The 23,986-nt window shown below is 49.0% G+C and carries 28 protein-coding genes; 16 read left to right on the top strand and 12 right to left on the bottom strand.

From position 1 onward, the window contains the following. Positions 1-48 precede the first annotated feature (48 nt). The 7 genes from KB186_RS13220 to KB186_RS13190 all read left to right on the top strand — a co-directional run bounded on the left by KB186_RS13220 (position 49) and on the right by KB186_RS13190 (position 6,368). Positions 49-1,851 carry an SgrR family transcriptional regulator gene (locus KB186_RS13220; RefSeq protein ID WP_232773775.1) on the top strand — a complete coding sequence of 601 codons (1,803 nt, stop codon included), beginning with the start codon at positions 49-51 and terminating at the stop codon, positions 1,849-1,851. 100 nt (positions 1,852-1,951) lie between these two features. Then, positions 1,952-2,383: a tellurite resistance TerB family protein gene (locus KB186_RS13215; protein ID WP_173612298.1), complete on the top strand. Its 432-nt coding sequence runs from the start codon at positions 1,952-1,954 to the stop codon at positions 2,381-2,383. A gap of 108 nt (positions 2,384-2,491) precedes the next feature. Continuing rightward, complete coding sequence (gene surE, locus KB186_RS13210; protein ID WP_221868828.1) at positions 2,492-3,313, top strand: 5'/3'-nucleotidase SurE; 822 nt, start codon at positions 2,492-2,494, stop codon at positions 3,311-3,313. Positions 3,314-3,316: 3 nt separating this feature from the next. Beyond that, entirely contained in the window at positions 3,317-4,357 is a 1,041-nt protein-coding gene (locus KB186_RS13205) for a hypothetical protein (RefSeq protein ID WP_173612300.1), read from the top strand. Positions 4,358-4,506: 149 nt separating this feature from the next. Beyond that, on the top strand, positions 4,507-4,989 hold the full coding sequence (locus tag KB186_RS13200) for a hypothetical protein (RefSeq protein ID WP_173612301.1): 483 nt from the start codon (positions 4,507-4,509) through the stop codon (positions 4,987-4,989). A gap of 64 nt (positions 4,990-5,053) precedes the next feature. After that, on the top strand, positions 5,054-5,650 hold the full coding sequence (thpR, locus tag KB186_RS13195) for an RNA 2',3'-cyclic phosphodiesterase (RefSeq protein ID WP_232773774.1): 597 nt from the start codon (positions 5,054-5,056) through the stop codon (positions 5,648-5,650). A gap of 49 nt (positions 5,651-5,699) precedes the next feature. Continuing rightward, entirely contained in the window at positions 5,700-6,368 is a 669-nt protein-coding gene (locus KB186_RS13190) for a hypothetical protein (RefSeq protein WP_173612303.1), read from the top strand. A 66-nt stretch (positions 6,369-6,434) separates the two neighbouring features. Here KB186_RS13190 and KB186_RS13185 read toward each other — a convergent pair whose 3' ends face one another. Beyond that, positions 6,435-6,914 (bottom strand): chemotaxis protein CheW, encoded by a 480-nt coding sequence (locus KB186_RS13185; protein WP_173612304.1) that lies wholly within the window; start codon positions 6,912-6,914, stop codon positions 6,435-6,437. 142 nt (positions 6,915-7,056) lie between these two features. After that, positions 7,057-7,578 (bottom strand): hypothetical protein, encoded by a 522-nt coding sequence (locus tag KB186_RS13180; protein WP_015892281.1) that lies wholly within the window; start codon positions 7,576-7,578, stop codon positions 7,057-7,059. 86 nt (positions 7,579-7,664) lie between these two features. On the opposite strand from KB186_RS13180, the gene KB186_RS13175 reads away from it, so the two are divergent. Then, complete coding sequence (locus KB186_RS13175) at positions 7,665-8,345, top strand: TerC family protein (RefSeq protein WP_173612305.1); 681 nt, start codon at positions 7,665-7,667, stop codon at positions 8,343-8,345. A gap of 41 nt (positions 8,346-8,386) precedes the next feature. Here the strand turns inward: KB186_RS13175 and KB186_RS13170 are convergent, their stop codons facing one another. Continuing rightward, positions 8,387-9,475 carry an HD-GYP domain-containing protein gene (locus KB186_RS13170; protein WP_173608349.1) on the bottom strand — a complete coding sequence of 363 codons (1,089 nt, stop codon included), beginning with the start codon at positions 9,473-9,475 and terminating at the stop codon, positions 8,387-8,389. A 154-nt stretch (positions 9,476-9,629) separates the two neighbouring features. Next, positions 9,630-10,247 carry a MerR family transcriptional regulator gene (locus KB186_RS13165; RefSeq protein ID WP_221868831.1) on the bottom strand — a complete coding sequence of 206 codons (618 nt, stop codon included), beginning with the start codon at positions 10,245-10,247 and terminating at the stop codon, positions 9,630-9,632. A 232-nt stretch (positions 10,248-10,479) separates the two neighbouring features. Here KB186_RS13165 and KB186_RS13160 point away from each other — a divergent pair, with 232 nt between their 5' ends. The 3 genes from KB186_RS13160 to fabI all read left to right on the top strand — a co-directional run bounded on the left by KB186_RS13160 (position 10,480) and on the right by fabI (position 12,282). Continuing rightward, a complete protein-coding gene (locus KB186_RS13160; protein WP_173608347.1) occupies positions 10,480-11,205 on the top strand; it encodes a ZIP family metal transporter in 726 nt (241 codons plus the stop codon). Positions 11,206-11,259: 54 nt separating this feature from the next. Continuing rightward, the gene (locus KB186_RS13155) at positions 11,260-11,412 is read left to right on the top strand and encodes a hypothetical protein (RefSeq protein WP_173608346.1); all 153 of its coding nucleotides are present in this window, start codon (positions 11,260-11,262) and stop codon (positions 11,410-11,412) included. A 96-nt stretch (positions 11,413-11,508) separates the two neighbouring features. Then, positions 11,509-12,282: an enoyl-ACP reductase FabI gene (gene fabI / locus KB186_RS13150; protein WP_016742464.1), complete on the top strand. Its 774-nt coding sequence runs from the start codon at positions 11,509-11,511 to the stop codon at positions 12,280-12,282. Positions 12,283-12,432: 150 nt separating this feature from the next. On the opposite strand, the gene KB186_RS13145 is transcribed toward fabI, so the two are convergent. Continuing rightward, positions 12,433-14,850, bottom strand: a complete 2,418-nt coding sequence (locus tag KB186_RS13145; protein WP_232773787.1) for a UvrD-helicase domain-containing protein — start codon at positions 14,848-14,850, stop codon at positions 12,433-12,435. Between the two features lie 71 nt (positions 14,851-14,921). Then, on the bottom strand, positions 14,922-16,286 hold the full coding sequence (locus KB186_RS13140) for a hemolysin family protein (RefSeq protein WP_232773773.1): 1,365 nt from the start codon (positions 16,284-16,286) through the stop codon (positions 14,922-14,924). A gap of 284 nt (positions 16,287-16,570) precedes the next feature. Here KB186_RS13140 and KB186_RS13135 point away from each other — a divergent pair, with 284 nt between their 5' ends. Next, the gene (locus tag KB186_RS13135) at positions 16,571-17,293 is read left to right on the top strand and encodes a YitT family protein (RefSeq protein ID WP_232773772.1); all 723 of its coding nucleotides are present in this window, start codon (positions 16,571-16,573) and stop codon (positions 17,291-17,293) included. 9 nt (positions 17,294-17,302) lie between these two features. Beyond that, a complete protein-coding gene (locus KB186_RS13130; RefSeq protein WP_232773771.1) occupies positions 17,303-18,232 on the top strand; it encodes an MBL fold metallo-hydrolase in 930 nt (309 codons plus the stop codon). Here the strand turns inward: KB186_RS13130 and KB186_RS13125 are convergent. Beyond that, on the bottom strand, positions 18,202-18,564 hold the full coding sequence (locus KB186_RS13125; protein ID WP_047068510.1) for a hypothetical protein: 363 nt from the start codon (positions 18,562-18,564) through the stop codon (positions 18,202-18,204). The two genes, KB186_RS13130 and KB186_RS13125, sit on opposite strands and share 31 nt — an antisense overlap. A gap of 107 nt (positions 18,565-18,671) precedes the next feature. On the opposite strand from KB186_RS13125, the gene KB186_RS13120 reads away from it, so the two are divergent. Then, entirely contained in the window at positions 18,672-19,517 is an 846-nt protein-coding gene (locus KB186_RS13120) for a PHP domain-containing protein (RefSeq protein ID WP_173608342.1), read from the top strand. A 62-nt stretch (positions 19,518-19,579) separates the two neighbouring features. On the opposite strand, the gene KB186_RS13115 is transcribed toward KB186_RS13120, so the two are convergent. Continuing rightward, entirely contained in the window at positions 19,580-20,002 is a 423-nt protein-coding gene (locus KB186_RS13115; RefSeq protein ID WP_232773770.1) for a DUF3995 domain-containing protein, read from the bottom strand. Between the two features lie 109 nt (positions 20,003-20,111). Continuing rightward, entirely contained in the window at positions 20,112-20,627 is a 516-nt protein-coding gene (locus KB186_RS13110) for a TetR/AcrR family transcriptional regulator (RefSeq protein ID WP_173608340.1), read from the bottom strand. 201 nt (positions 20,628-20,828) lie between these two features. On the opposite strand from KB186_RS13110, the gene KB186_RS13105 reads away from it, so the two are divergent. Continuing rightward, positions 20,829-21,728 carry an NAD(P)-dependent oxidoreductase gene (locus tag KB186_RS13105; protein ID WP_232773769.1) on the top strand — a complete coding sequence of 300 codons (900 nt, stop codon included), beginning with the start codon at positions 20,829-20,831 and terminating at the stop codon, positions 21,726-21,728. 106 nt (positions 21,729-21,834) lie between these two features. Here KB186_RS13105 and KB186_RS13100 read toward each other — a convergent pair whose 3' ends face one another. Together KB186_RS13100 and KB186_RS13095 are read right to left on the bottom strand one after the other, a co-directional pair. After that, positions 21,835-22,290, bottom strand: coding sequence for a GNAT family N-acetyltransferase (locus KB186_RS13100; RefSeq protein ID WP_173608338.1), 456 nt, complete (start codon positions 22,288-22,290; stop codon positions 21,835-21,837). A 76-nt stretch (positions 22,291-22,366) separates the two neighbouring features. Continuing rightward, positions 22,367-22,876 carry a YjcG family protein gene (locus KB186_RS13095; RefSeq protein ID WP_173608337.1) on the bottom strand — a complete coding sequence of 170 codons (510 nt, stop codon included), beginning with the start codon at positions 22,874-22,876 and terminating at the stop codon, positions 22,367-22,369. Positions 22,877-23,021: 145 nt separating this feature from the next. Between KB186_RS13095 and KB186_RS13090 the strand changes: the two genes are divergently transcribed. Further along, positions 23,022-23,180: a hypothetical protein gene (locus tag KB186_RS13090; protein ID WP_173608336.1), complete on the top strand. Its 159-nt coding sequence runs from the start codon at positions 23,022-23,024 to the stop codon at positions 23,178-23,180. Between the two features lie 2 nt (positions 23,181-23,182). On the opposite strand, the gene KB186_RS13085 is transcribed toward KB186_RS13090, so the two are convergent. Further along, positions 23,183-23,887: an alpha/beta hydrolase gene (locus KB186_RS13085; protein ID WP_173608335.1), complete on the bottom strand. Its 705-nt coding sequence runs from the start codon at positions 23,885-23,887 to the stop codon at positions 23,183-23,185. Between the last annotated feature and the right edge of the window lie 99 nt (positions 23,888-23,986).

The following is a 23,986-nucleotide window of genomic DNA, read 5'->3' as shown; positions in this document are numbered from 1 at the left end:
TAGGCGAATAGCTTTTTCATGTTTTATGGGCGAATTGGTGGTGGCAAGATGCAACTCGTTGAACAATACATCCGTTTATGTGCGGGGCGGCCTGTTGAAACGATAGGGCGCCCGCATGACATATCGTTAGCTGAAGTTGCTTCGCTTTTATTTTGTACGTTGCGGAATGCGACACTGACTTTGAAAAAAATGCAAAGCCATGGATGGGTAATCTGGCAGCCGGGGAGAGGGCGAGGAAACCGATCTGTTTTGACATGCTTGCTCGCGCCCGAAGACCTGATCATGAGCGTAGCCAAAGAACTCGTGCAAAAAGGAGAGATTCGTGCTGCACGGGAGATGATCGACGAATATGGGGTAAATTTGCAAGCTTTGGGTGAAAATTTTTCACGATGGATGAATAGTCAGTTTGGACATCGTGTGAAGCGGGAAAAGGGAAGTAAGGGCAGAGTCGATACCTTGCGTTTGTTTTACAGTCGACCATTCGCAGGGCTTGATCCGATTCATATTCTCCTGCGCTCCGAGTCACATATGGTCAAGCAGCTATTTGATTCTCTGGTCCAGTTTGATCCAGTCACGAGACGGATTGAACCCGCTATCGCTTTTTATTGGGAGGCTAGTGAGGAAGGAAAGCAGTGGACTTTTTACTTGCGGAAAGGTGTCTTATTCCATCATGGCCGACCACTTGTTGCCGATGATGTGCGCTTTTCGTTACTTCGTTTGATGGAGCATTCCTATAAACATCGCTGGCTAGCTGCTTCCATCGAATCGATTACCGTCAAAGATGACTACGTATTGACGATTTCTTTGCATATGCCAGATGAATTGTTTTTACAGGCACTAAGCAAGGAATATATGGCAATAGTCCCCAGTGATTACGTTCAGGAGATGGGGGAGCAATTTGCGCAAATGCCAGTAGGAACGGGGCCGTTTCGTGTAGTCCGCAACGATGATTCCATGCTCGTGCTAGAAGCGTTCACGCCTTATTTTGGGGGAAGGCCGTTCTTGGACCGAATCGAAATCTGGTGCGTACCTGGAATGGCAGTAGAAGCGCATGCAGATGAAAGCACGCTATCCGTAACGGCTTTGGATGAACATTGCGATAGGAGCTTTCTGGCATGGAGTGACGTTGGAAGATTGGAAGATTGTTTTCAATACGTCAGCTTGAACGGAGCAAAAAATGGTCCGCTGTCACATCGCGAATTTCGGAGTCTCATGGTCGCTATCATTTGTGGACAAACCTTGAGACAAGAGCTACAGGGAACGAGGGAGCATGCAGTCATCTGGGGTAAAACCGATTCGTTCCAAGAAAAAAGAGAAGTGCCGGATTCACAGGAGTTGGCTCGTATTTTCAAAGAGAGCGGGTATCAGGGAGAGGCGCTGTCACTTTATACGTATCCAGACTCCGATCATATAGAAGATGCCCGGTGGATTCAGAAAACGTGCAAGGAATACGGAATTGCCATAGAGATCAGGTATGCATCCCCGGAGGAGCTTGCCTCGCCTTCGTTATTGCGAGAGGCCGATTTAGTTGTGGATAGTGCGAATGTAGATGAAAGGGCGGAGCTGTCGTTACGAGAATTTCTACACGCTGGTGCGTTGAGTATTTCTCATCATTTAGATCCGCGTGGAAAGGAAGAGATTGCGTATTGGATGAGTCGCATGTCGTGCGCCCGAACAGAACAAGACCGACAAGCTTGCGTAGAGAGCATCATGCATGCGCTTGCGGCTTGCAGTACGTTTGTCCCGCTATATTCGAATCGGGTAGAAATGCTTGCTCATCCACGGTTATCTGGTGTAAGTCTGGATGCCTATGGCTGGATTGATTTCAGGGGCATTTTTGTTAGGGAATAGCATAAATTTGTCACATAATCATGTGAAACCGCTTTCGTTTTTCATCGTATTATCATATGTAGATATTTATTATGCTCATAAAGTTCTTTGAGGAGGAGCTATGCCGGTGTATACCAAAATCGAAAAGGACAAACACATTTTGTTTGCGTCCATTCGCTTGATGATCTGCGTCGGGCACGCCGACGGTTATATAGGAAATAAAGAAATGGATCGTATTCATGAAATCGTGAATTCGGAGCATTTTACATTGAAAGAACGACAAATTTTGATGGATGATATGGACTATCCGAAGCGTCCGGAGGTCATCGTGGAAGACCTGGTAGCCATGACCCAGGCTGAAAAGCTCGTTATGATGCGCAAGCTCTACCACATGGCATTGATCGATCGGAAGCTATCCCCGTCGGAGACAAAAGAGATTGCCCGCATCGCTTGCCTGATCGGAATCTCGGAGGAAAAGCAGCGTCAAGTAGAAGAGTGGATTCGCGAAGGGATTGTTTGGCGCGAACGATGGAAAGATATTGTAGAAGAATAGCCAGGGCCCCAATATGATTGGGGTCCTTTCGTTTTTGGGGGAAGCGTGGCGCAGCCTCGTTTTCTACAGTACAATAAGAAAAATAACGTCTCAGCAAGTGGCAACGCTATGGTTAAAGGAGGAGACCCTATTTTGCGGATCTTGGTTACGAATGATGATGGCATCGATGCTCTTGGTATCAAGCGGTTAGTAGAAGCTTTGCTCACTTTGGAGGGAGCGGAAGTCTATATAGTAGCACCGGTTGAAGAGAAAAGCGGGGTCGGACACGGAATCACTTATCGGAGTGCACTCTCGCCTGAACAGCGTGATTTTTACGGAATGCCGGTGAAAGCGTGGGCGGTCAATGGTAACCCTGCTGACTGTGTAAAAGCTGCTTACCATCTCTTGTTTGAACATGGGAAAAAGCCGGATATCGTATTCTCGGGGATTAACGTCGGGACCAATCTCGGACGTGATATTTATTACTCCGGTACGTGCAGCGGTGCCAGGGAGGCGGTAATCTTGGGTGTTCCTGGTGTTGCCCTTTCCTATGATAACTGGTTCGATCAAGACAACTACGGCGATGTAGTGGAGATGATTCGTCCGCTCGTAAAAGAATTCAGCGATCTTGCGGTCAAAGGGGAACTGGCGTCAGAGGTATTCTGGAATATCAATATCCCGCATGTGCCGCTGGCTGAGGTGAAAGGAATGGTTCCGGCCACCTTGTCCATGAACCACTATGAAGACAAATATAGCGAAGAAGCAGAAGGCTATTATTTGGCACGCGAGTATCCTCAAGTCATGCCACTGGCGGAGCCGCTGGACTATGATTTGCTCAAGCACGGTTATATTGCGATCACCCCTGTCCACATTGACGCGACAGATCGGACTCTCTTAAAACAAATGGACAATTGGGCATTGCTAAAAGACTGGGGAAAACAGGAGGAATAACGCATGAACGACGATTTTTTTCCTCCGCTAACCCCCGATGACACCCTGTGCTCTCTAGACGAGTCAACGCAGGGAGAGGTACTCGACCCCGTGGTTTATCACGATTTGTACAAGCTGGCAGAAGAAGAGGGTCTTCCTTACTTTGTCCGTCTTAGTGGCACTGGCGTAGTGGAGCTGTATTTGGTGTTCGAATCGGTGGATGCTTTCAGTGAGCAGACGAGAGATGCCGTTTCGCTCGAATTCAAGACGTATCAAAATAAACTGCTCGCGGTCATTTGGACACTTTCGGACCCGCTGAATCCGCTTGGTTTTCCCTTGACGTTCGACATAGCGCGTGCTGATGAGCGAAGCATGGCCTTGAGAATGATCGAGCAGCCGTATACTTCTTTACACTACTTGGCTTACGCGGATCGTAAACTTACCCATATCTATTCCGAGTCGGTTTCTTTTTCCCCAGCGGAAGTGGCTCGGACACGTGAGATGATTCAGGCGCTCTATGAGGGGACTCCCGATACACTCCCGGAAGAGGTGCAGGTGCGTGAGGAAGAGACTGAAAGCATCTCGGCGATGAGCTTGCCTGCATCCGTTTTTACGGAATCGGGGATGGCCTTCATATTGCGTTACAAGCACATGAGAGATGTCCATGGTGAAGAAGGGGCCCAGCATTTATTGATGAGTACTGTGCAGCAAGCAATATGGGTCATGCGCAGGCACGCCCGCAGCGAAGTCCGGGATACGTCCTTTACCGTATGGGCTGCGGAAGAGGGCGATTACGCAATGATCGTGCTGACGCCTAGTCTCTCGCATTTATTCGAGGTTGTTCACATGTCAGAGGATGAAGCGAATCCGTTCTCGCGCTTTTTGATGACCTTGCCGGAGTACGTGCAGACACAGGACGCTTCTCCCTTGCAGGTGGGCGCCTATCCACTGCTGCGTTATGAGAGCGGTCGCCTCTATCATTTGGAGCTGGATGAAGAGGTACAGGAGCATCTCGCGCAGGTGTTTTCGAAAGCGTTTCCAGGGATGCCTGTCCCTTACCTGTAATTGTTGTGAGATTGTGAAAAAAGACTCTCCCTGGAATTTTTTCGTCTTCGATGAAATATGGGTAAATAAGTCATTTTTCAACAAAGGATACGACAAGCGGGAATTCGAATTAGGTAAGACAGACATTCCATTGGGGAGAGGTGACGACGATGTACGCTGTTGAACCCAATTTGTTCCAGGCTGTTTCTGAATGCGCCCACCGTTTTCAAGGGGAGGTTGAGCAACTGGCACAACGTCATGCACTTACGATCGAAGGAGGGCTTCCTGCCTTGGAGCTGCAAGTACATCCGCAGTTTCAGGCTTTGCTCGAGTACAATCTGTGGGGAGAAGCCGGTTTAGTTGTTATCCATGGGAAATTACATAAGCGTGATCACGTTTGGACAGATTCGTTTTCTGTCATGATGAAGTTTTCCTTGACGTATGATCCGAGTATCGATATCGAAGGAAAGAAGCAGCGCATTGAAGAGTTTTTATACGGGGAAGGAGAGTACTTCTGGAATATCCCTCCCGCTGGCCATGTCGGTCATAGTGAACTGACCCTGCGCTTTACTTACCAGCCTGGAACGAACCGTCTTGCGGAATATGTCAGGAGTGTTTTGGGAATCGTAACCGGAAAGATGATGGCTGCCTAAAGCGGCATGAAAGACAAATGGCTCTCCGTCACAGGAGGGCTATTTTTTTCGAAGGAGGACAGAAATGCGTTTATTCATAGCATTGGATATTCCCGCTGAGGCTGCCGCTTATATTGCCGATGTTCAAAAACGGTTGAAGCAAGATGTGTCTGCGGACAGGTGGCAGTCCCTCGCTAATTTGCATCTGACTCTGCATTTTCTTGGTGAAGTAGATGAGTTACTCGTTCCCGCTATCAGCGAGGATATGGATATCGTCAGCGCGATCATCCAGCCATTTACCCTGGGTGTTGGCAGCTTTGGGGTTTTTCCGAATGCCCTGCATCCACGTGTGCTTTGGCTGGGACTGCGCGGCCAACTTTCTCCTCTCAAACAGCTGCATTTATTGTTGGGCAGACGGTTTGAGTTGCACGAAGGCTTGTCCTACGATCGGAAGAGGTATCGGCCACATATTACGCTGGCACGTGGTCCGCATCGCAGTGGGGATGAGCTTGCCCTCCTGGATTGGAATGAACGTTATTTAGCGCAGGAGCCGCCACAATGGAAGGCAAGGCATTTCCATTTGTATTATTCCGAGCTGTTGCGGGAGGGCGCGGTACATACGATTATCCACACGAGCACGTTTGATAAAGATCACAGCAAAAAACAAGCGTTGCCTGAATAGACTAAGAAGAAAGGATCAGGGAAGCCTTCCAGAAAGCGGTGGAAAACGGATGGGTGAGTTCACGACCGGCATTCTTTATCCACGCAAATACGAACCGAAAGTACTGATTGCCTTATCCAAGACAGAGCAGCCATACTTCCACAGAAACGTCAACAGCGACTGGAATGCATTTTTCCTGCAGGATGAGTGGCTGGAAACCTCCACGACGCTTGATTTTTTGCTGAGACTGTCCAAGCAATTCGTTCCCCTCCTCTGGTTTCATGACGCTGAGGACAACGGCTGGGGCTTTCGCTTGTTCGATGCAGGCTTCGAGGTTGCGTCAGCGACAATCAGCTACTCGCTCGATGTGGAAATGGCGGAAGCCGAGTTTGGCAGGCTTTATCCAGAAATTGACCTGCAGGAAGGAATTGTAGACAGCGAGGACGTTCGGCAAAAGTATGAAGACATACTGGAGAGGGTAGTGCGTTCGGAGTTGTATCGGCGAGAAGTAGGTAAAGGGATCACACGTATCAAGCCGCAGTCGTTTAGTCGGATCGTGGGTCCGAAGCAGATTCAGCAGTTACGTTCCCTTTTTGATTTGCAGTTGTTGACGAACGTCGATGACGACACAGGGGCTTCACTGTTGTACGACTCGGTTGACCTGTTCAAAGAAATTTTGGGAATCGAAGAGATGGTGTGGGTGAACTTTGCATATTTAGCTAGCGGAGGCAGAGAGTAGGATAGAACGAATAAAAAGAGCAAAAAGCCCAGTGCATCATCTGCGCACTGGGCTTTACACTGCCACTTACTTCTTTTTCCACTGTCCAAAAATTTCATCCACATCAAGCAGCATGATCAGCTTGTCGTTCATTCGGGCAATGCCTTGCAAATACTTGCCCTCTACACCAGCGATAATGGGTGGTGCAGGCTCGATCATGCTCTGCGGAATATTCATGACCTCAGAGACCGCATCCACGATAATTCCAATGTTCAAACCATCCATCTGCAAGTCAACAAAACGAGTATCATCTGTTTCTTCCATAGGTTCCAAATCAAACATTTTCCGCAAGTTGATGATCGGCAAGATCCGCCCACGCAGATCAATGACTCCTTCGACATAAAGTGGAGATTTTGGAAAACGTGTAATGGGCAGCGGCTTGATGATCTCACGTACGAGCGAAATCGACAGTCCGTAATATTCATTCCCCATTTTAAACAAAATCTGTTGTTCAACAGCAGCTTCTGCTTCCCAATCCGAACCGTTGCTTCTTTTCGTCATTTCCATGTGCATAATTCCTCCCCGAACCGCTTTCCATGTCTTTACCCATATTGTACCATGGACAAACCTACTCAGAACGTTTTTTTGTGGTAAGGCAAAGACTTAAAACAGACCGACAAGCATCAGGCTCGTCGGTCTGTCTTCTTGATTATGGTTCACGAAGGTCGTTCAAAGAGATTCCTTGCTCGAGCGCGAAATCAAAATCATCCACATCGTAAAATTGAACGGGCACGATATATTCCAATATCCGATCCTGATAATCAGGCTGGTCTGTGAGAAGCGGGGCCTCGAATTTCATGGCTGTCAACAATAGCTGTGTCTCTACGGGATCAAATATCTCCCCCCACATGGCGTTGTCCTCTACTTTTACGACCGTCAGGGTCACGCCGTTCGGAAAAGAAAAGGGAACCTTGGACCATGGGGCTATCAGTCCTTTTTCCATTCGTTTTCGGTTGAATGGATCGGCAAAAAATTGGCTCATTTCTTTCATAATCCGCCGGACATACTGATCATCAGCAGAGTAGGGCATGATAGGTTCAGGACTCTGGATAAATTCGTCCAATTCATAGATTGTCGACGCGGGTATCAGATATTCTACTGGTTGCGATGGGACCATCAACTCCCCGTAGATAGCCAACATGATCGCTTCTATAACGAATTGTTTCGACATTTCGACAACCCTCCTCGTTACCATCATACAAAAAATCAGGGGCACCGTACAAGGGTGGCGAGTAGGGCTCAAAAAGTTCAGGGAGGGTGCATCCTTTGTTTGAATCTGCTTTTTTTTCGTCGCTGCTACTCATCATTACCATTAACCTCGTATTAAGTGGAGATAATGCCGTGGTCATTGCCATCGCTTGCCGGAAGCTCCCTGTCGAACAACGAAAACAAGCCATTTTGTGGGGAACGTTTCTTGCTATCATCGTACGCGTAATCGCTACGATTCTTGCTGTTTATTTGCTGAAAATCCCGTATTTGTACCTGATTGGCGGAATCATTCTGCTATGGATCAGCTACAACCTGTTGCGCGAGGACGAGCGAGAGGAAGCAATCAACTCGAGTGAAGACTTGATCCAAGCGGTCAAGACGATTGTTGTGGCAGATGTGATGATGGGACTGGACAATGTACTCGCTATTGCAGGGGCAGCGCAAGGCGACGTCGTCCTCATCGTGCTGGGCCTCTTGATCAGTGTGCCTCTCATGGTTTTTGGTAGCCAGCTCATTTTAAAGGCAATGGAGCGCTTTGTATGGCTTGTTTATATTGGTTCAGGTGTCCTGGCAGTGACGGCGGCGAATATGATTCTCATGGAAAATACGATGCGTGAGTGGGTCGCAGGGATGAGTTGGCTCGAATATGTGATCAAAATTGGGTTGGTCGCTCTCGTTTTAGTTGCGGGGTATTTGCAACGTACGAAAACAACCCGTACCCACGCATGAAAAAACTGAGATGAATAATGAATCTCAGCTTTGTCGTGAGCCTATAAGGTTTTGACGATCGTTACGCTCATCCATTCTTTATCGTAGAGATCGATTTCATAGGTGGTGGCTACTTCAGATCCATCTTCATTGGTTAAAATACGGATCGTGGGCCGATTCACTGCCAATGGATTCACTTTGGAAACGACCCCGGTATGCCCTGTACTCAGCAATACAGTAGAGGCAATTGGATAAATCGCGACGTGCTGCAGGAATAGCTTGAGCAAGTCGAGGTCGAAATAGGTGTTTCCTGTAGCGAACAAGTACTCGGTAGCATCACTCGGCGAGTAGCTTTTCCGAAATGGACGCGGGGAAACCAAGGCATCGTAAACATCCGCGATTGCGACGATGCGTGCATACTCGTGAATATTTTTCTCACAGAGCTGACGAGGATATCCTGTTCCATTGTATCTCTCGTGGTGTTGCAGCGCACAGTGTGCGGAGACGACCGAGATATTATGTTGATTCCGCAAAATATGGAAGCCTTCTTCGGTATGGTATTGGACACGTTGGCGTTCTTCGGGGCTTAACTCGGTACGCATGGTCCAGAGCTCCTTAGGAACCTGTGTCATGCCGATGTCGAACAAAAGAGCACCAATGCCCAATTCCATCATCTGCTGCTGGTTGTAACCTTTGGCCATCCCTACCACACCAGACAGAACAGCGACATTGACAGCGTGGTGAAAAAGGTAACCATCCAAAACGTGAAGACTGGACAAGTTGACCAAGATGTCCTTGCGACTGCTCAAGTCTTGAAAGATTTCCCGAAAAACCTTTTGAAAACTGCTCCCGAAATCAGGTGCGGACGTACGGCGCTTGATCTGCGGCTGATCCATGAGGGTGGTCATCGTTTTGTACACGGCATCCACGGCTTCTTTACGCGTCTCATCGCGGATTACATCTTCCGGCATGATATCTTCAGTATGCTTGTCTTGAATGTAAAGGGTATCAATTCCCAATTGAACAAGGCGTTCAATGTAACGGGGAGTTAGTTGTACCCCGATCCCCAGCAGAACGTTCCCATTTTCTTGGAACACGCTCTTGGCAATGACATCGCCCGGCTTTACCGAAGTAATATGCAATTTTCTCACAACGAAAGCCCCAGTCCTTTTTTTGTGGAATGTAAATAGTCCTGATTTTCAGTCAGTTCATATAGTACCATTTTATCACAATAGAACATGGGGAGACTACCGCTGTCGAGGTTCTTCTTCTAATTGTCATTTTTTTCCGTATGAAGAAACACGATTATTGCTCGGCTGCGCGATCTGAACGTGTAAACCAGCGGAATGGATTGAGTGACCAGCGAGGCTCGTAGCGGGCATAGCGCTCCTTGCGACGAGTCAGGCGTTGTTGCATAAGATCGAGTTCAAAAGTGACACGGCGCATTTCTAAGCGGAGGGACTCTTGCATTTCTTCAATGTCCGCAATCTTTTGCAGAATGGTCGATTGCATATGATTCATAGCGGAGAGCTGAGTGAGCTCCTGCTGAAATTGGACAAGTGTCTCGTGGACGGTCATTTCCACTTCTCGCATGCCCGTTCCCAGCTTGTTTGAGGCGCTGAGCGTAACGGCAGTTTCTTCCGCACCTGTGAGTTCTTCTTCCATGAGCATTTCCTCGGAGAGGCGTCCTTCTTCTATCAGTTGGCGCTGAATATCTTTTAACGAGCTGTTGCCGTTGTCTTTTCTTTCCTTTACTTCCTTGAGCAGTTCAAAGCCTGCTTCGCTGATCAAATAGTGACCCTGCGGATTTTTCAGACGTTCCTGAGCTGGTACGAACAAGTCCAGCCAGTTACGCAGTGTACGAACATGCACATCAAGGCGATCAGCTACCTCTTTTGAAGCCATCCAAACTTGTACATCCATCCCGAATCACTCCTTTTTTTCCTCTCGGTATTCCCGGTGGACTCATTATAGCACCAAAATTTTCCGGGTAAGAGAGAATCGACAAAGGTTCTAAAAACTAGTGATCATTCGTCCGATTCGGACAGCTCGTCGTATTTTGTCAAATGTGGTTGCATGCTCATAATGACCGGGACAGGCGCGTAATATGGAAGGAGTAAGCATGTTTTTGCTCGTTGGGTGAGGAGAGGACCGGATGATGCAATCTGTTTTCTGGATTGTCCTTTTGACTGCTGCCTTGGCGAGCAGTATCGGGGGACTGCTGTTGTGCCTGCGTGCCTGGTCATCCGAGGCATTGTTTGCGATGATCAGTGCAGGGGCTGGGCTGCTGCTGGCGATTACGCTGCTAGATTTGATGCCACACGTCTTTTCTGACAAGAGCTTGTGGCTGATGCCATTTGTGCTCGTTGGCTTTGTGACACTTTTTGCCTTGGAATTAATCAGCAAGTCCAGCGGAGAGTTTGGCTCCACGGGAATGATTGGGGTCATGACGGGATTTTTATTACATGCATTTGTCGAAGGCGTCTCATTAGTCGCGAGCTTGCGGATGGATTCAGAAGTTGGTGTATCCGTGTTGGTAGCGATGCTGCTGCACAAAATTCCCGATGGTGTAACCATAGCCTCACTTTTGCTAGCGGCGACCAACTCGAGAAAGAAAGCATTTTGGGGGGCGACATCCCTCGGGATCGCGACGATTGCAGGAGCTCTCAGCTTTGGTTTTGCTGAGCGAATGTTTCCACCGAATTGGTCTGGCATTATGCTGGCCATGACGACGGGTATTTTTTTATATGTATCCGCTAGCCATCTCGTCCCTTATATCGGACAAACCAAAAAGGCACAGTACGGGGTTTATTTTGTTGGCGCGATGGCCGTGTATCTGATTTTGTCAGCTTTTTTACACGCGAATCACTTGCATGCATAAAAGGTCCCATTCCTAGCCAGTCTAGTCTGAAGGAAGGGAGTGTGGACTGACAGTATGAACCATCAAGAGCAAATGCAAACAGAAGATCACTTGCAGTTACTGACTGAATTCCCGGTCATGGGGACATCCTTGAATCCATTGCAGGAATCGTGGGCTTCCTCTGAAGCTCTATCAGCGCTAACTGATCAGGCTGGAAGTACCGATTAAATGTTTTTACACTGCCTCTCTCGTTTATTCACTCGTATCCGTGGACAAGATCGGTTATAATGCAGGGGAATAAGTTGGGAAAGGGGCAGATACATAATGAATACATTGTTGCAAGGAAAGAACATCGTCATCATGGGCGTAGCAAACCACCGCAGCATTGCCTGGGGAATTGCGCAATCCTTACATAACGCTGGAGCAAATCTGATTTTTACGTACCAAGGGGAGCGTCTGCGTGAAAACGTGGCGGCACTTACGGAAAAATTGGGAGTAGAGTCGTTGTTGGTAAACTGCGATGTCACGAAGGATGAGGATGTCGAAGCGGCATTTGCTGTGATCAAAGAAAAAGTGGGCGTGATTCATGGCCTAGCGCATTGCATCGCGTTTGCGAAAACGGAAGAGCTCGAAGGCGAGTATGTTAACACCTCCCGCGAAGGATACGCATTGGCACAAGACATTAGCGCATTCTCTCTGGTAGCAGTTGCTCGAGCTGCTCGTCCGTTGATGACAGAGGGCGGAAGCATCGTGACGTTGACTTACCTTGGCGGTGAGCGCGTGATTCAAAACTACAACGTAATGGGTGTAGCCAAAGCTGCGCTTGATGCATCTGTTCGTTACTTGGCAAACGACCTGGGCAAAGAGAACATTCGTATCAATGCGATCTCCGCTGGTCCAATCCGTACACTTGCTGCAAAAGGGATCCGCAATTTCAACTCCGTACTGAAAGAAATTGAGGAAAAAGCACCATTGCGCCGCACGATTGACCAATCGGAAGTAGGCGACACTGCTCTCTTCTTGTTCAGCAATCTCTCCCGAGGAATCACGGGTGAAATTCTGCACGTCGATGCTGGCTACAGCATTATGGGCGGCTAACCAGAAGTCAAAATTCCCGAAAAAGAATAGCAGGCCCTGCTTTCTCGCATACTATACCCAAAATGCGTGAAAGGGGGCCTGTTTTTTATGTTTCCATTGATTACGAACATGGAGGAGTTTTTGATTTATATGGGCGGCGGCTTTCAGTACTTACCTGCCCATCTCGGCGATGAAGCGGGAGGTGCGGGTCTTTCGGCCGAATCGCTCCCGGGGGATACCGATACACAAGCTGTGACGGGCCCGGGTAATCGCGACGTATAGGAGACGGCGTTCTTCTTCGAGCGCACCGGAGCTGCCTTTACGCAGCTCGTCCAATGTGTACTCATGAGGAAGGGCACCTTCTACCAGATCGGGCAAGAAAACGTGGTCGTATTCAAGACCTTTTGCCCGATGGATGCTTAAAACATGAACAGCTTCGTCCGGGAGTGGCCGCATCGTGCGCCACTCTTTTTCTTGTCGCGCCATTTGATCGATATAAGCCAAAAAATCGCTTGTCGTCGCATGGCGCTTGGAAGCTGCCAGTATTTGCTGCAGCTCGTCGCTCCAACGTTCCCGGCCATCTTCCCGGTCTTTCGCTCGTTTTTTTAGATAGTCGCGCAGTTTGCCATCCTCATAGATGAGCTCCAACGCCTGAGCGGGTGGAACATCCTTGCACGCGGTGAGAATCTCGTTGATTTGCTGCATATGCTTGCGCTGATACGGTTTGAGCTGTGTCAAATGCGGAAGAACGTGCAAAATCGGCTTGTCCTCGATGATGGCTTGGCTGCGCAAGGCATTCCACATTTCGGCTGAGATGTAGAGGGTCGACAATATTTCTTTTAGCGCATCGGTGTCATCCGGGTTTAACGCGAGCCGCAAATAATTCAGCGACCAGCGAACCGTCTGGCGTTGGTAAAAAGAATCTTCCTCTTGTGTGTAATGAAAAGGAATCCCTGCTTCGCTCAGGCGCTCCAAAATGGGGCGTGCAGATTCATTGGTACGGTATAAGATGGCGCATTCACCCAAAATGGCACCCTGCTCGCGACGATGGATAATTTCATCGACAATCCGGGAAGCTTGTTCTTCTTCGTCCTCTGGCTCAAATAAATACGTGTCGCCTTCCTCGCGATGAAAGGACTGGCATTCCTTTGCCCAACGCTCCCGATTGTGACCGATCAGCGAGTAGCCAAGACTGACGATCGAGGAATGGGAACGGTAGTTGACCTCGAGCGTAAATGTCGACGCCTGCGGAAAGTCTTTGGTGAAGCCCAAGATGTACTGCGGATCACTGCCGCGGAACCCGTAAATGGACTGGTCGTCATCCCCGATGACGCACAAATTGTTTTGTGGAGCAGCTAATAGCTTGACCGTCTCATACTGGATGCGATTGATATCCTGAAACTCATCGACCATCACGTAGGTAATGCGTTCCTGATAACGGCGCAAGAGACTTGAATCATCGCGCAGCATTTCATAGCAACCAATGAGCATGTCGTCAAAATCAAACCATTGATGTTTTTTCTTTGTGGCCTCATATAGAGGATATAGCTGGATCGCCCGCTTTTCTGCATCGTTGGTTGCTTCCCGGTACGCGACCTCCTGGGGGAGGATGTATTCGTTTTTCCAACGGCTGATAATACCGAGTGCTTCGGTGATCTCTGTTTCTTTTAACGTAGCAAGCTCGTCATGACCGAGCAGTGCGCCTGTCTCGCGCATCAACCGCCATTTTTGCCAATCCTTTTTCAAGAGGCGCTGCTGATCCCAGCGTTCTGGCTGGTGATGCAAGAGCATTCGGTAAAAGATGCTGTGGAACGTACCAGCAATCAGCTCACGTGCTTGTCCAGCGGGTAGCTGCCGGGCAATGCGCTGACGGATTTCATCGGCGGCTTTGGTTGTAAAGGTCACAACCATGATTTGATTCGGCTTTACGCCCAACTCTGAGATCAAGTGAGTCGTTCGTGCAGTCATGACGCGCGTCTTGCCACTTCCTGCTCCAGCGAGGATGAGAAAAGGCCCCTCGGTAGCGTGCACCGCTTGCTGTTGTCCCGGGTGCAGCGATTGATCACGCATTTGCTCAGCCATGTGAGAGATGGTCTTCTTCGGCATCAAGCGTTTGCGGAAAACAGGTGGCTTCGGAGCTGGCGGGGGAGGCGTCGTGCTCGAGCCAATCGTTCTCTTTTTCGGAAGGCGGAAGGAACCGATGGTCGTTGTATTTGCTTCGTCTTCGTCTATGGATGCCTCGCTGTGCTCCTTGGTTGAGAAAGCGAGTGGTTCTTTTAAGTTATCCTCGCTGTGATCCTTTTCGGCCGTAGCAGTCAAGACAGCCTGAAAGGCAGTGGCAGCCGTCTCATTAATTGCTTGCAGCGAATCGAGAGGAGCAGGACCATTTTCCGTCAGAAGCGGGCACTCTGCTCCCTCAGGATGGAAGAAATGCGGCTCAAAGCTGATGCCAGCATGAAGGCGAAGCGCTGATGCACAGGCTGGACAGCGTACCTTGTCCTGCCGGGCAGCCATGCGCCAAAACGGTATGCGGTTGTAGTTCTCAGGTAGCAACAGGATGGGTTTGTTGTCTAGTAAAGCGTAGTTCATCATGACACCTCGGAAACAAGAAGTGCCCCCTGTCGGCAGGGGACACTTGCCATTATGGTTGTTTTATTCGATTAGGAGTGCAGCGACACCATATCCTCAGGAAGAGGGGACGAATCTTCTGCTCCCAAATACGTGATGCTCACCCGTGTAATGCGATGGTTTTCCAGTTCACTAATCGTAAAAAGATAGCCTTGGAATGTGACGGTTTTGCCTTTCGCGACCTCTTCATTTAACTGGCTATAGAGCCATCCGGCAATGGTGTCGACTTCGTCGGAAATGACTTCAATCGATATATAATCATTCAGTTCTGTCAAGAGAGTTTTGCCGGAAACCGAGAGCGTATTGCTAGAGCTTTCTTCAATTTCAGGGCGCTCATTTTCATCGAACTCATCCTGAATATCACCGACGATTTCCTCCAAAATGTCCTCCATCGTTAACAACCCTGCTGTACCTCCGTATTCGTCAATCACGATGGCAAGCTGGGAACGGCGTTTTTGCATTAAGCGCAAGACGTGGCTAATTTCCATGGACTCCGGCACCGTCAATAATGGGCGGAGAAAATCAGTTAACTCTGCCTTCCCGGTCGTCAGTGCAGAGAGGTAAAAATCTGAGATGTGCACAAAGCCAATCAGCCTGTCCTTATCCTCATGAGCGACGGGAAAGCGCGAATGGCGAGACTCTCTCATAATTTCGAGGTTTTCATCAAACGTGTTGTCGTCGTAGAGGCAAATCATATCAATCCGTGGGATCATAATTTCCCGGGCAAGACGTTCGGAAAACACGAAGACATTGTCGACGAGAGCCATCTCGGTCTGGTCAATGTGACCACTTTTATGACTCTGGTTCATGAGGAGGCGGATTTCCTCTTCGGTATGAGCAGATTCGTTTTCGGTGGCGGGCTCGATTCCAAGGCGTCTGATCAGTAAATTGGCTGCTCCGTTTAAAAACCAGATGAGCGGATAACTCAGCTTGTAGAAAAACATGAGCGGTGCGGCTGTCCAGAGGGAAGTGGCCTCTGCTTTTTGGATCGCCAAAGATTTAGGAGCAAGCTCTCCGAAGACGATATGTAAAAATGTGATGATAGCAAAAGCGATCGCAAGTGAGGTCGGACCGACCAAATAAGATGGGAAATAAAAAAATGCCATGACGGGCGCGACGTAATGGGCGACGGCAGGTTCACCAACCCAGCCTAAACCTAGCGAAGCCAACGTAATCCCGAGCTGGCAGGCGGACAGATAGGCATCGAGCTCTTGTGTGACTTTTTGCGCGTAGCGGGCACTTTTGTTATTGCCTTCGCTGACGAGCTGGGTCAGACGAGTTTGGCGAACTTTTACCAACGAGAATTCTGCTGCGACGAAGAAGCCGTTCAGAAGAACCAAAAAAACCACAAGCAGCAGATTCAGCGTAATCTCCCCTATCGGACTCTCCAAGCACACCTCCGCCTCCCGCAGTGCGAAAGGTGGAGCACTCACCTCCGATACGATAATGGTATTGTACATGTACGACCAAAAAGAGATAAATATTCAATCGAAAACCTGCAATGGAATACTATTCATGAGCCGTGCCACAGGTTTTCTTGTTACTCGTAAGTATACCAATAGGTCAACCGAACAGTCAAAACGTTCCGATTTGAACGAGCGCATTCTGAGGCAATGCTTGGACATACCTGCTTCTTTTCGATCATAAACATAAACGAGCACGGTCCGAGGAGGGGAGCGACATGTACTGGCTGCAAAAAAGTGTAGCGATTCTCACAGGAAGCGTGCTTCTAGGCATTGGAGTCAATCTGTTTTTGGTTCCGCATCGCCTAATGGAAGGGGGCATGATCGGGATCGGTTTGTTGGCGACATATTACATGCAGATGCCGACGGGGTTGGTAATGATTTTGATAAGCATCCCTGTATATATCATCGTCTTTTTTTATGATCGCCGATTGTTTTTTCACAGCTTTCACGGCATGCTAATTTCTGCCTTCTTTATAGATATTCTCTCGGACATGCGTGGTTGGAATCTATGGTCAACTTCCTTTTCCGCAATTACTGGCGGTGTCTTAATCGGAATGGGTGTCGGCTTGATGCTTGCCTACGAGACGAATACGGGCGGGACAGACCTGCTCGCGCAATTTCTTGCCAGACGATACAAGCTGCGCGTTGCTTTGCTGATTTTTTTCATCGATGGGCTGATCGTACTTTGTTCTACGCAAACGATCGGGATGGAAAGAATGATTTTCTCTTTGCTGACAATCGTCGCAGTTGCGGCAACTACGCATATGTTTAGTGGGCTCGGGCGACCTTTGCCACCATATACCATCATTGGCCCGCTTATTTCGCGCAAAATGGATGATCACTCCTCACGACTCTATGTAATCACTGGCACGACATTTAGGAACAGGGGAGGGGAAGGCGATATTTTGGAGAAAATAAATAGGAAAAGGATGAAATGAGGGACTGTTTTGTCTGGACAAGCATTTCAAATGATAACGGAGCGTGTCGGCTATTTTCCCGGTCATGTTAACATAGGACTTGTCATTGGTGAGCGTGGAGCGATCCTGATTGATTCTGGTCTGGATACCCAAAACGCCAAAAAAATCAAGAAAGGACTGGACGCTATCGCCCAGCCCTTGTGTGCAATCATTCAAACGCACTCTCATGCCGACCATTTCGGTGGCAACGCCTACTTGCTCGGATGCTGGCCCGAAGCAAGGGTCTATGCGCCACCTCTGGAAGAGGCGATCATTCGGAATCCGATACTTGAGCCCATTTACTTGAACATGGGTGCAGCCCCACTTGCGGATCTCCAAAACAAGTTTTTGCTGGCGCAGCCTTCTCGGGTGGACCACCTCCTTCCACTGGATGAAGGGATCGAGATAGATGGCGTACCTTTCTTTATCCTTTCTCTGCCGGGGCATAGCTGGCAACAGGTTGGCGTCGTCTGTGACGAGATTTGCTTCGCTGCCGACAGTTATTTAGGCGAAGAGGTTTTGGAAAAGCACAAGCTGCCGTTTCTTGTAGATGCGCATGAGACCTTACTCAGTCTTCATAAACTGCTTGCAACCAACTACAAGGGATACTTGCCTGGGCACGGAGCATATACCACCACCTCTCATGATGCCGTGAATAAAAATATTGCTTGGCATGAGCGGATTTTCTCGGTGATCTGCGACATTTTCGTAGAGGAGAGAACACCAGAAGAAGCGTTAGCTCTCCTGTGTGAGCGTTTACACATTTCCATAGAAAATGCTTCGAGTTATGTCCTGTTTCGGACAGCGTTTATGGGTTACTTGGTCGGGCTGCAGAAAACAAAGAGGGTGGTATACCGGTTTGAACAAAATCGGTGGTTGTGGAGAACTGTTCAGGATGGAGCCGAGGGAGCAGAAAGGTAATCGGCGATTTCTGCTAGCTTATGCTCTGCAGCTTCGCGGACGGCCTTGGGAATGAAAAATACTTCTTCGGATGAGGTGTTCATATAGAACTTTGCTTCCAAATACGGATGACCCAGTTTGACATTCAGTTCCCCTTTTCCGGTCGTTGTGCTGGTGTAGTTCGTAGGGATGCGCAAAAAATACGCGCTGCTGCTGGCGGAGTCGTACATGACGACATCGTACGTGGGCATACTGTCCCCGCCTGATCGATGAAAGCCTTGTTGCCGCAGCATTTTGTCAACATAAGAGAGTGGCTGAACGACACCGGTAAGGGTCTTGTTTTTTAACCGCATGGACATCCTCCTCGGTTCAACCATTGAGAATCGAAGCTTAGTCTCATACTATGTACGGCAATGCCGATTCAGACTTGTAGAATAAAGAAAAGAAGGAGTGGACGAGGATGGAACTTAAGGCAGATTTACATACCCATACAAAAGCGTCAGACGGTACCTGCGAGCCTGCGGAAAACGTACGTTTGGCGAAGGAGGCAGGACTTGCTGCACTGGCGATCACGGATCACGACACGGTAGCGGGGATACCAGAAGCAATGGAGGCAGCCCGCGCAATCGGCGTGGAAATCATTCCGGGAGTGGAAGTGAGCTCCGTAGGGAAGGGGCAGGATATTCACGTTCTTGGCTATTTTGTCCCGTATGAAGACCCGGCTTTTGAAGAGCGACTCTTCCGTTTGCGAGAGACAAGACATGAGCGTAACCAACTGCTGATCGCAAGGCTGCAGGAGCTCGGCATCGACATTTCATTGGAAAAGGTATACCGCCGCAAGCAGGGCACGGACAAAAACATCGGGCGACCGCATATTGCAGAAGAACTGATTGAGCTGGGTGTCGTTTCAACGATCGCAGAGGCCTTCGATAAGTACTTGGGCAAAGGGGGAGCGGCTTATGTCAATCCTCCACGTATTACCCCGCAGGAAGCGATCACGCTGATCCAAGAGGCCGGCGGAGTGGCGGTGCTGGCTCATCCAGGTCTGTATGACGATGATGAGCTGGTCGAAGAGTTGATTGTATTCGGATTGGACGGGATTGAAGTCAATCACCCTGACAACGATGAGGTTCAAAAATTGCGCTACAGCAAGTGGGCAGCGCAATACGGACTTGTTGTAACGGGCGGTTCTGATTTCCATGGCTGGCGTGGAGAGGAGCCGTTTCATGCGATGCTCGGCTCTCATACGGCAACGATGGATGCTGTTGAACGGCTACGTGCGATTGCGGCGAAGCGGAAGGTGTAATTCATCCATACGAAACAGAAGCGACCCTCTTCTTTTTTATGGGAAGAGGGTTTTTTGTGAGCTTAAAACAATGCGAGCAAAAAGGATATCCCTAACCACAAGCATAAAGGGGTATACAATGCCGTATCTTGACGGGCAAACTTCGTATTTTTTACTTTTTTAAAAAAGCCAATATAGGTAAAGTCTCCCACAGCGCGTAGGACAAATACAGCGGCACAGGCAATGCATCCCCATTGAATCAAAGAAGGGGCTAATACAGGCGGGAGGTAACCGTTTTGGGCGAGCAAAATGTAAGCGGCACAAGCCAGCAAGCAGGCTACGACGATCGTACCGCCTTTCCCGGGGGAAAAAGTCCGGCGTGAATGATCAGCTGTTGTGGGAATGACGGAATCAGTCCCCCATTTTCCTCCGAATGCCCAATAGAAATGCAGCAAGGACACGATGACTAAGAAGATAGCAGATGAGATGGTGAAAACATGCGTCATGGGAAGGCCTCCTATGATTCGTAAGGTTTTTTTCGAAAGATACGCATTCGTATGTTTTTGGGTGAAAAAATCCCTGCGCAAGACAATCTGTCAGGCAGGAAGCGGGTATTCAAATCCAATTCATAAAATGATCCAAGGGTACGGACATATCAAAAGGCGCTTCCAGCTCTCGGCGCACGAGCCAACCAATATAGAGGAGATACGCGAGTTGAGCACGTGCCGTTGCATCGGCCGGAGCCAGCCCTTTTTTCTCATACAAGGAGGTAACGAAGCCGATCCTGCGCTGCTCGATTTCCACGAGACGCTTGGATAGGGGCGGATGCTGTTTCGCCCAGTTGTAGATGGCGGCCTCAATTTTTCGCTCGCTGCTAAAAACGCTCGACAACAGCTGTTCCAACGACATGTTGTCTGAGTGTGGCGCTCGAATGATTCGCTCCGTCGCATGCTCCTGCCAATAATCGATCATGGAGTCCAGAAGCGCTTGACGATCTGGAAAGTGATGATAAAAGCTACCCTTGCTGATCTTCAGTTTTCTGGCGAGGGGTTCCACGCGAACAGCGTCAATGCCTGCTTCAGCCAACATATCGAGCCCTGCCCGAATCCAATCTTCACGTACGTATTGCATGGCTCACCTCAAAAGATACGGCGTCGTATGTTTCTGAGTTCATGTTATTCCACCTGGTGAGAAGTGTCAAGAATCATTGAATTTTGTATTGACATTCACACTAGTGTAAAGCTTTAGAATCGCAATCAAGAGCAACAGACCTTGTATGCAGCTCTTGATCATCTCGCTTGAGAAAAATAAAAGGAATGGAGTGTCAGATCGATGAAAACAACATCAATTCCCGCGTCTGTAACAGTTATTGGCCTTGGCCATATGGGAGTAGCACTCGCGGATGCTTTTCTAAAAGGCGGTAATCCAACGACTGTCTGGAACCGCTCAGCAGATAGAGCCAAAGGTCTAGTCGAGAAGGGGGCAGTGCTGGCGGGCAGTGTAGATGAGGCAATCTCGGCAAGCAACTTGGTTGTTGTTTGCTTATCGACCTACAAAGTCATGCATGATCTACTAGAGCCCTTGAAAAATGAATTATCAGACCGTGTCATCGTCAACCTCACCACCGGAACCCCGGAGGACGCACGCAAGACAGCCAAGTGGGTAAGCGAACGCGGTGGGCAATATCTCGATGGAGCGATCATGGCTATCCCTCAAATGATTGGACTGCCCGAAACACTCATTTTCTACGGTGGGTCGAAGGCTCTATTTGAAGCATATGAACCGACATTGAAACTGTTGGGAGGTAACGCTGCCTATCTCGGTGAAGACTATGGAGTTCCGTTGATCTATGATTTGTCGCTGCTTACCATGATGTATGGGGCTTGGTATGGCTCTATGCATGCACATGCCCTATTAAGTACGGCAAACATAACAGGAACAGAGTTCCTTCCATACGCAACCAACTGGGTAAATCACTTGATTGCGCCGCTCTTGACAGACCCGGTTGCCGCACGTGCCCGTGATGAAGGAAACTTCACGACCGATGTGTCCAATTTGAATACGAACAAACTAGGACTTGAACACATCATCCATGCCAGCCAGGAACAGGGAATCCCCGTTGATTGGTTGATGCCATTGCTAGAATTGGCCACACAGAAAGTAGCAGAGGGCTACGGTGCTGACTCTTTGGATCGCGTGATTGAGGCCATCCGGAAACCGCTGGTGAAATAATTTTTTTCTCTGGTGCCAATGAAAAACAACCTCGCTTCGCATGATGATCAGCGCGAAAACGAGGTTGTTTTTCCAAATGAGGGAATGGAGCTGCACGCAGTTTCTGTTATTCGCGAATGGATTTGACCATCGCAATATGCTCGATACCTGCATCGTCAAATAAGTCGCCAAAAGGCTCATAGCCGAGCTTTTCATAAAACCGTTGGGCTTGCGTCTGTGCGTTCAGTTTCAGGCTGTCATACCCGTGTTGTTTAGCCAGCGCTTCCATCTCAAGCATGATTTGGCGGCCCAGCCCGGTACCGCGTTCTGTTTTGGCAACCGCCACCCGTTCAATTTTTCCCACGCCTGGTGCGTAGGTGCGGATACGGCTTGCGCCCACTGGCTTTCCATCGCGGTAGGTCACAAAATGAATCGTCTCGCCATCCAGTGTGTCATGCTCATCGATTTCCAACTCTTCCGGTACTTCCTGTTCCTCGATGAAAACGACACGGCGTACAGACAGGGCATCCGCCAATTCTTGTTCAGTGGTGACTCTTTGGATCTGGTAGGTTTGCAGGTTCATCGATATTCGTCCTTTGTTAGAAAATATCCCTCCCTACGATATTCGCAGGGAGGGTTGGTGGTTAAGGATAGGGTGTTTATTTTTTGAGAAGGAAAGTCTGGTAAACGCTCCAGATGCCATCCTCGAGCTGATAAATCAAGTGGAAGCGATCAATTTCGCTGTTCAGGTCAATTTTTGCCATACTCAGTTGGCCGGTTACATCCCGCAGCTCATCGTCGGACAGGTCGCGCCCGATGGTCAGATGCGGTACGTATGCGTAGGTTTCTTTTTCATTCACACACTGATTGGCAATCTTTTGATGCAACTCGTTAAATGGTTCCTTGTTTTGCACAGCCAAATAGATCACGTTGGTGGTAGGGTGGAAAGAAGATACCCGATGGAAATGAGCCGAAAAGCTGTCGGTAGAGGAGGCAACCTGCTCCAGATGGCTCACAAGCTCAGGAAGCTTGGCTTCGTCCAGCTCAAAGGCTTCCTTCAAACGAATATATGGAGGAACCAAAGCATAGCCCGGGTCATAACGTTTCCGGTAAGAGTTGGCTACTTCTTGCACCTTGCTAGATGGGAATATTACGATACTGTACATCATCAGAACCACTCCTCCTTACTATCTATCATGCTCTACAAGATCTTATTTTAACAGAAAATTCTTCATTTGTGTAATGTTAAGCGTGGGTCCGTATATTCCTTGCGACAAAGGAAAGACTGTGTAGTGCAAGGAGGTGCCGCACTGCATGCATACGGCTATGATGATCACATTCATTTTTCTCGTCCTGCTTCTATTGTCTGTGCTGACCTTCACGATCTTGACTGCGATACGAAAAGGAGAGTTCGAAGATGCTCTCGTATCGACGATTAAGGATGAAGGTCCGCAAGAAGAACAGCCACGGTAAGTTTACCCGTAAAGCGTCTTTAGCATACGCGGTAGATTGCGCTGCCAGTGGCCCCACGTATGGTCACCCTCAAACGTTTCATAAACGAGGGTGGCTTTTTTCGTGCCCAAAATCTCGCGCAGCTCTTCATTGGCCGCAAGAAGATTCAATGTGCCGCGCCCTGTGCTTACTGCCGTTTCCTCCGTCCCGATCTCCAAATAAATGGTCTGCGGTACGGAAAAGTCAGTGTCAGCTACCAAGCGATTTAGCTTTGCGTCCATGGCAATCGACTGGCAGGCAACTTGTCCAAACGTATGTGGATAGTTGAGCGCCGTGAACAGAGAGACAACTCCGCCCAAAGATTCGCCAAGAAGTGTTCGTGCGTTGCCCAAAGGATGTGTGGAGTAATGCGTATCGACATAGCTCACGACTTCTTCGGCGAGGAAGCGACGGTAGGCCATGTGCTCCTTGCCATCCGGATGATAACGGTCGTTCCGTTTGCTTTTCTCGACAGGGAGAAAGACAGCGATGATATCAGGCAATTCTTTGTCCCCATTCAATTGATCCAGCAAAGAAGCCATTCTGCCCATTGCCAAGTAATCTTCTCCATCTTGTACGAAGAGGACTGGATACGAGTAGAGTGGCGAGTAGCGTTGGGGTGTGTAGACAATCAGCTTTTCCGGCGTCCCCAAATGCCGGCTTTCCAAGATGATTTCCTCAAGGGCCACTGCGGTGTCCTCCTTATTGGGATATTCCTGTTCATTATTATACAGGAGCGAGCGGGCGTGCCCAAGAGTTTGGGTGCAGAGTCAGGCTTTGGGCGAAAG

Source organism: Brevibacillus sp. AF8, from assembly GCF_021270385.1.
Taxonomy (GTDB): domain Bacteria; phylum Bacillota; class Bacilli; order Brevibacillales; family Brevibacillaceae; genus Brevibacillus.
Note: the sequence above shows the minus strand (reverse complement) of the source record. Positions and strands in the feature narration are given on the sequence as shown.

Bases quoted from the DNA above. Each gene is read 5' to 3' on its own strand.
- KB186_RS13220 (WP_232773775.1), top strand. From the start codon at position 49: ATGCAACTCGTTGAACAATACATCCGTTTATGTGCGGGGCGGCCTGTT.
- KB186_RS13215 (WP_173612298.1), top strand. From the start codon at position 1,952: ATGCCGGTGTATACCAAAATCGAAAAGGACAAACACATTTTGTTTGCG.
- surE (WP_221868828.1), top strand. From the start codon at position 2,492: ATGGTTAAAGGAGGAGACCCTATTTTGCGGATCTTGGTTACGAATGAT.
- KB186_RS13205 (WP_173612300.1), top strand. From the start codon at position 3,317: ATGAACGACGATTTTTTTCCTCCGCTAACCCCCGATGACACCCTGTGC.
- KB186_RS13200 (WP_173612301.1), top strand. From the start codon at position 4,507: ATGTACGCTGTTGAACCCAATTTGTTCCAGGCTGTTTCTGAATGCGCC.
- thpR (WP_232773774.1), top strand. From the start codon at position 5,054: ATGCGTTTATTCATAGCATTGGATATTCCCGCTGAGGCTGCCGCTTAT.
- KB186_RS13190 (WP_173612303.1), top strand. From the start codon at position 5,700: ATGGGTGAGTTCACGACCGGCATTCTTTATCCACGCAAATACGAACCG.
- KB186_RS13185 (WP_173612304.1), bottom strand. From the start codon at position 6,914: ATGGAAATGACGAAAAGAAGCAACGGTTCGGATTGGGAAGCAGAAGCT.
- KB186_RS13180 (WP_015892281.1), bottom strand. From the start codon at position 7,578: ATGTCGAAACAATTCGTTATAGAAGCGATCATGTTGGCTATCTACGGG.
- KB186_RS13165 (WP_221868831.1), bottom strand. From the start codon at position 10,247: ATGGATGTACAAGTTTGGATGGCTTCAAAAGAGGTAGCTGATCGCCTT.
- KB186_RS13160 (WP_173608347.1), top strand. From the start codon at position 10,480: ATGATGCAATCTGTTTTCTGGATTGTCCTTTTGACTGCTGCCTTGGCG.
- KB186_RS13155 (WP_173608346.1), top strand. From the start codon at position 11,260: ATGAACCATCAAGAGCAAATGCAAACAGAAGATCACTTGCAGTTACTG.
- fabI (WP_016742464.1), top strand. From the start codon at position 11,509: ATGAATACATTGTTGCAAGGAAAGAACATCGTCATCATGGGCGTAGCA.
- KB186_RS13145 (WP_232773787.1), bottom strand. From the start codon at position 14,850: ATGAACTACGCTTTACTAGACAACAAACCCATCCTGTTGCTACCTGAG.
- KB186_RS13135 (WP_232773772.1), top strand. From the start codon at position 16,571: ATGTACTGGCTGCAAAAAAGTGTAGCGATTCTCACAGGAAGCGTGCTT.
- KB186_RS13125 (WP_047068510.1), bottom strand. From the start codon at position 18,564: ATGCGGTTAAAAAACAAGACCCTTACCGGTGTCGTTCAGCCACTCTCT.
- KB186_RS13120 (WP_173608342.1), top strand. From the start codon at position 18,672: ATGGAACTTAAGGCAGATTTACATACCCATACAAAAGCGTCAGACGGT.
- KB186_RS13115 (WP_232773770.1), bottom strand. From the start codon at position 20,002: ATGACGCATGTTTTCACCATCTCATCTGCTATCTTCTTAGTCATCGTG.
- KB186_RS13110 (WP_173608340.1), bottom strand. From the start codon at position 20,627: ATGCAATACGTACGTGAAGATTGGATTCGGGCAGGGCTCGATATGTTG.
- KB186_RS13105 (WP_232773769.1), top strand. From the start codon at position 20,829: ATGAAAACAACATCAATTCCCGCGTCTGTAACAGTTATTGGCCTTGGC.
- KB186_RS13100 (WP_173608338.1), bottom strand. From the start codon at position 22,290: ATGAACCTGCAAACCTACCAGATCCAAAGAGTCACCACTGAACAAGAA.
- KB186_RS13095 (WP_173608337.1), bottom strand. From the start codon at position 22,876: ATGATGTACAGTATCGTAATATTCCCATCTAGCAAGGTGCAAGAAGTA.
- KB186_RS13090 (WP_173608336.1), top strand. From the start codon at position 23,022: ATGCATACGGCTATGATGATCACATTCATTTTTCTCGTCCTGCTTCTA.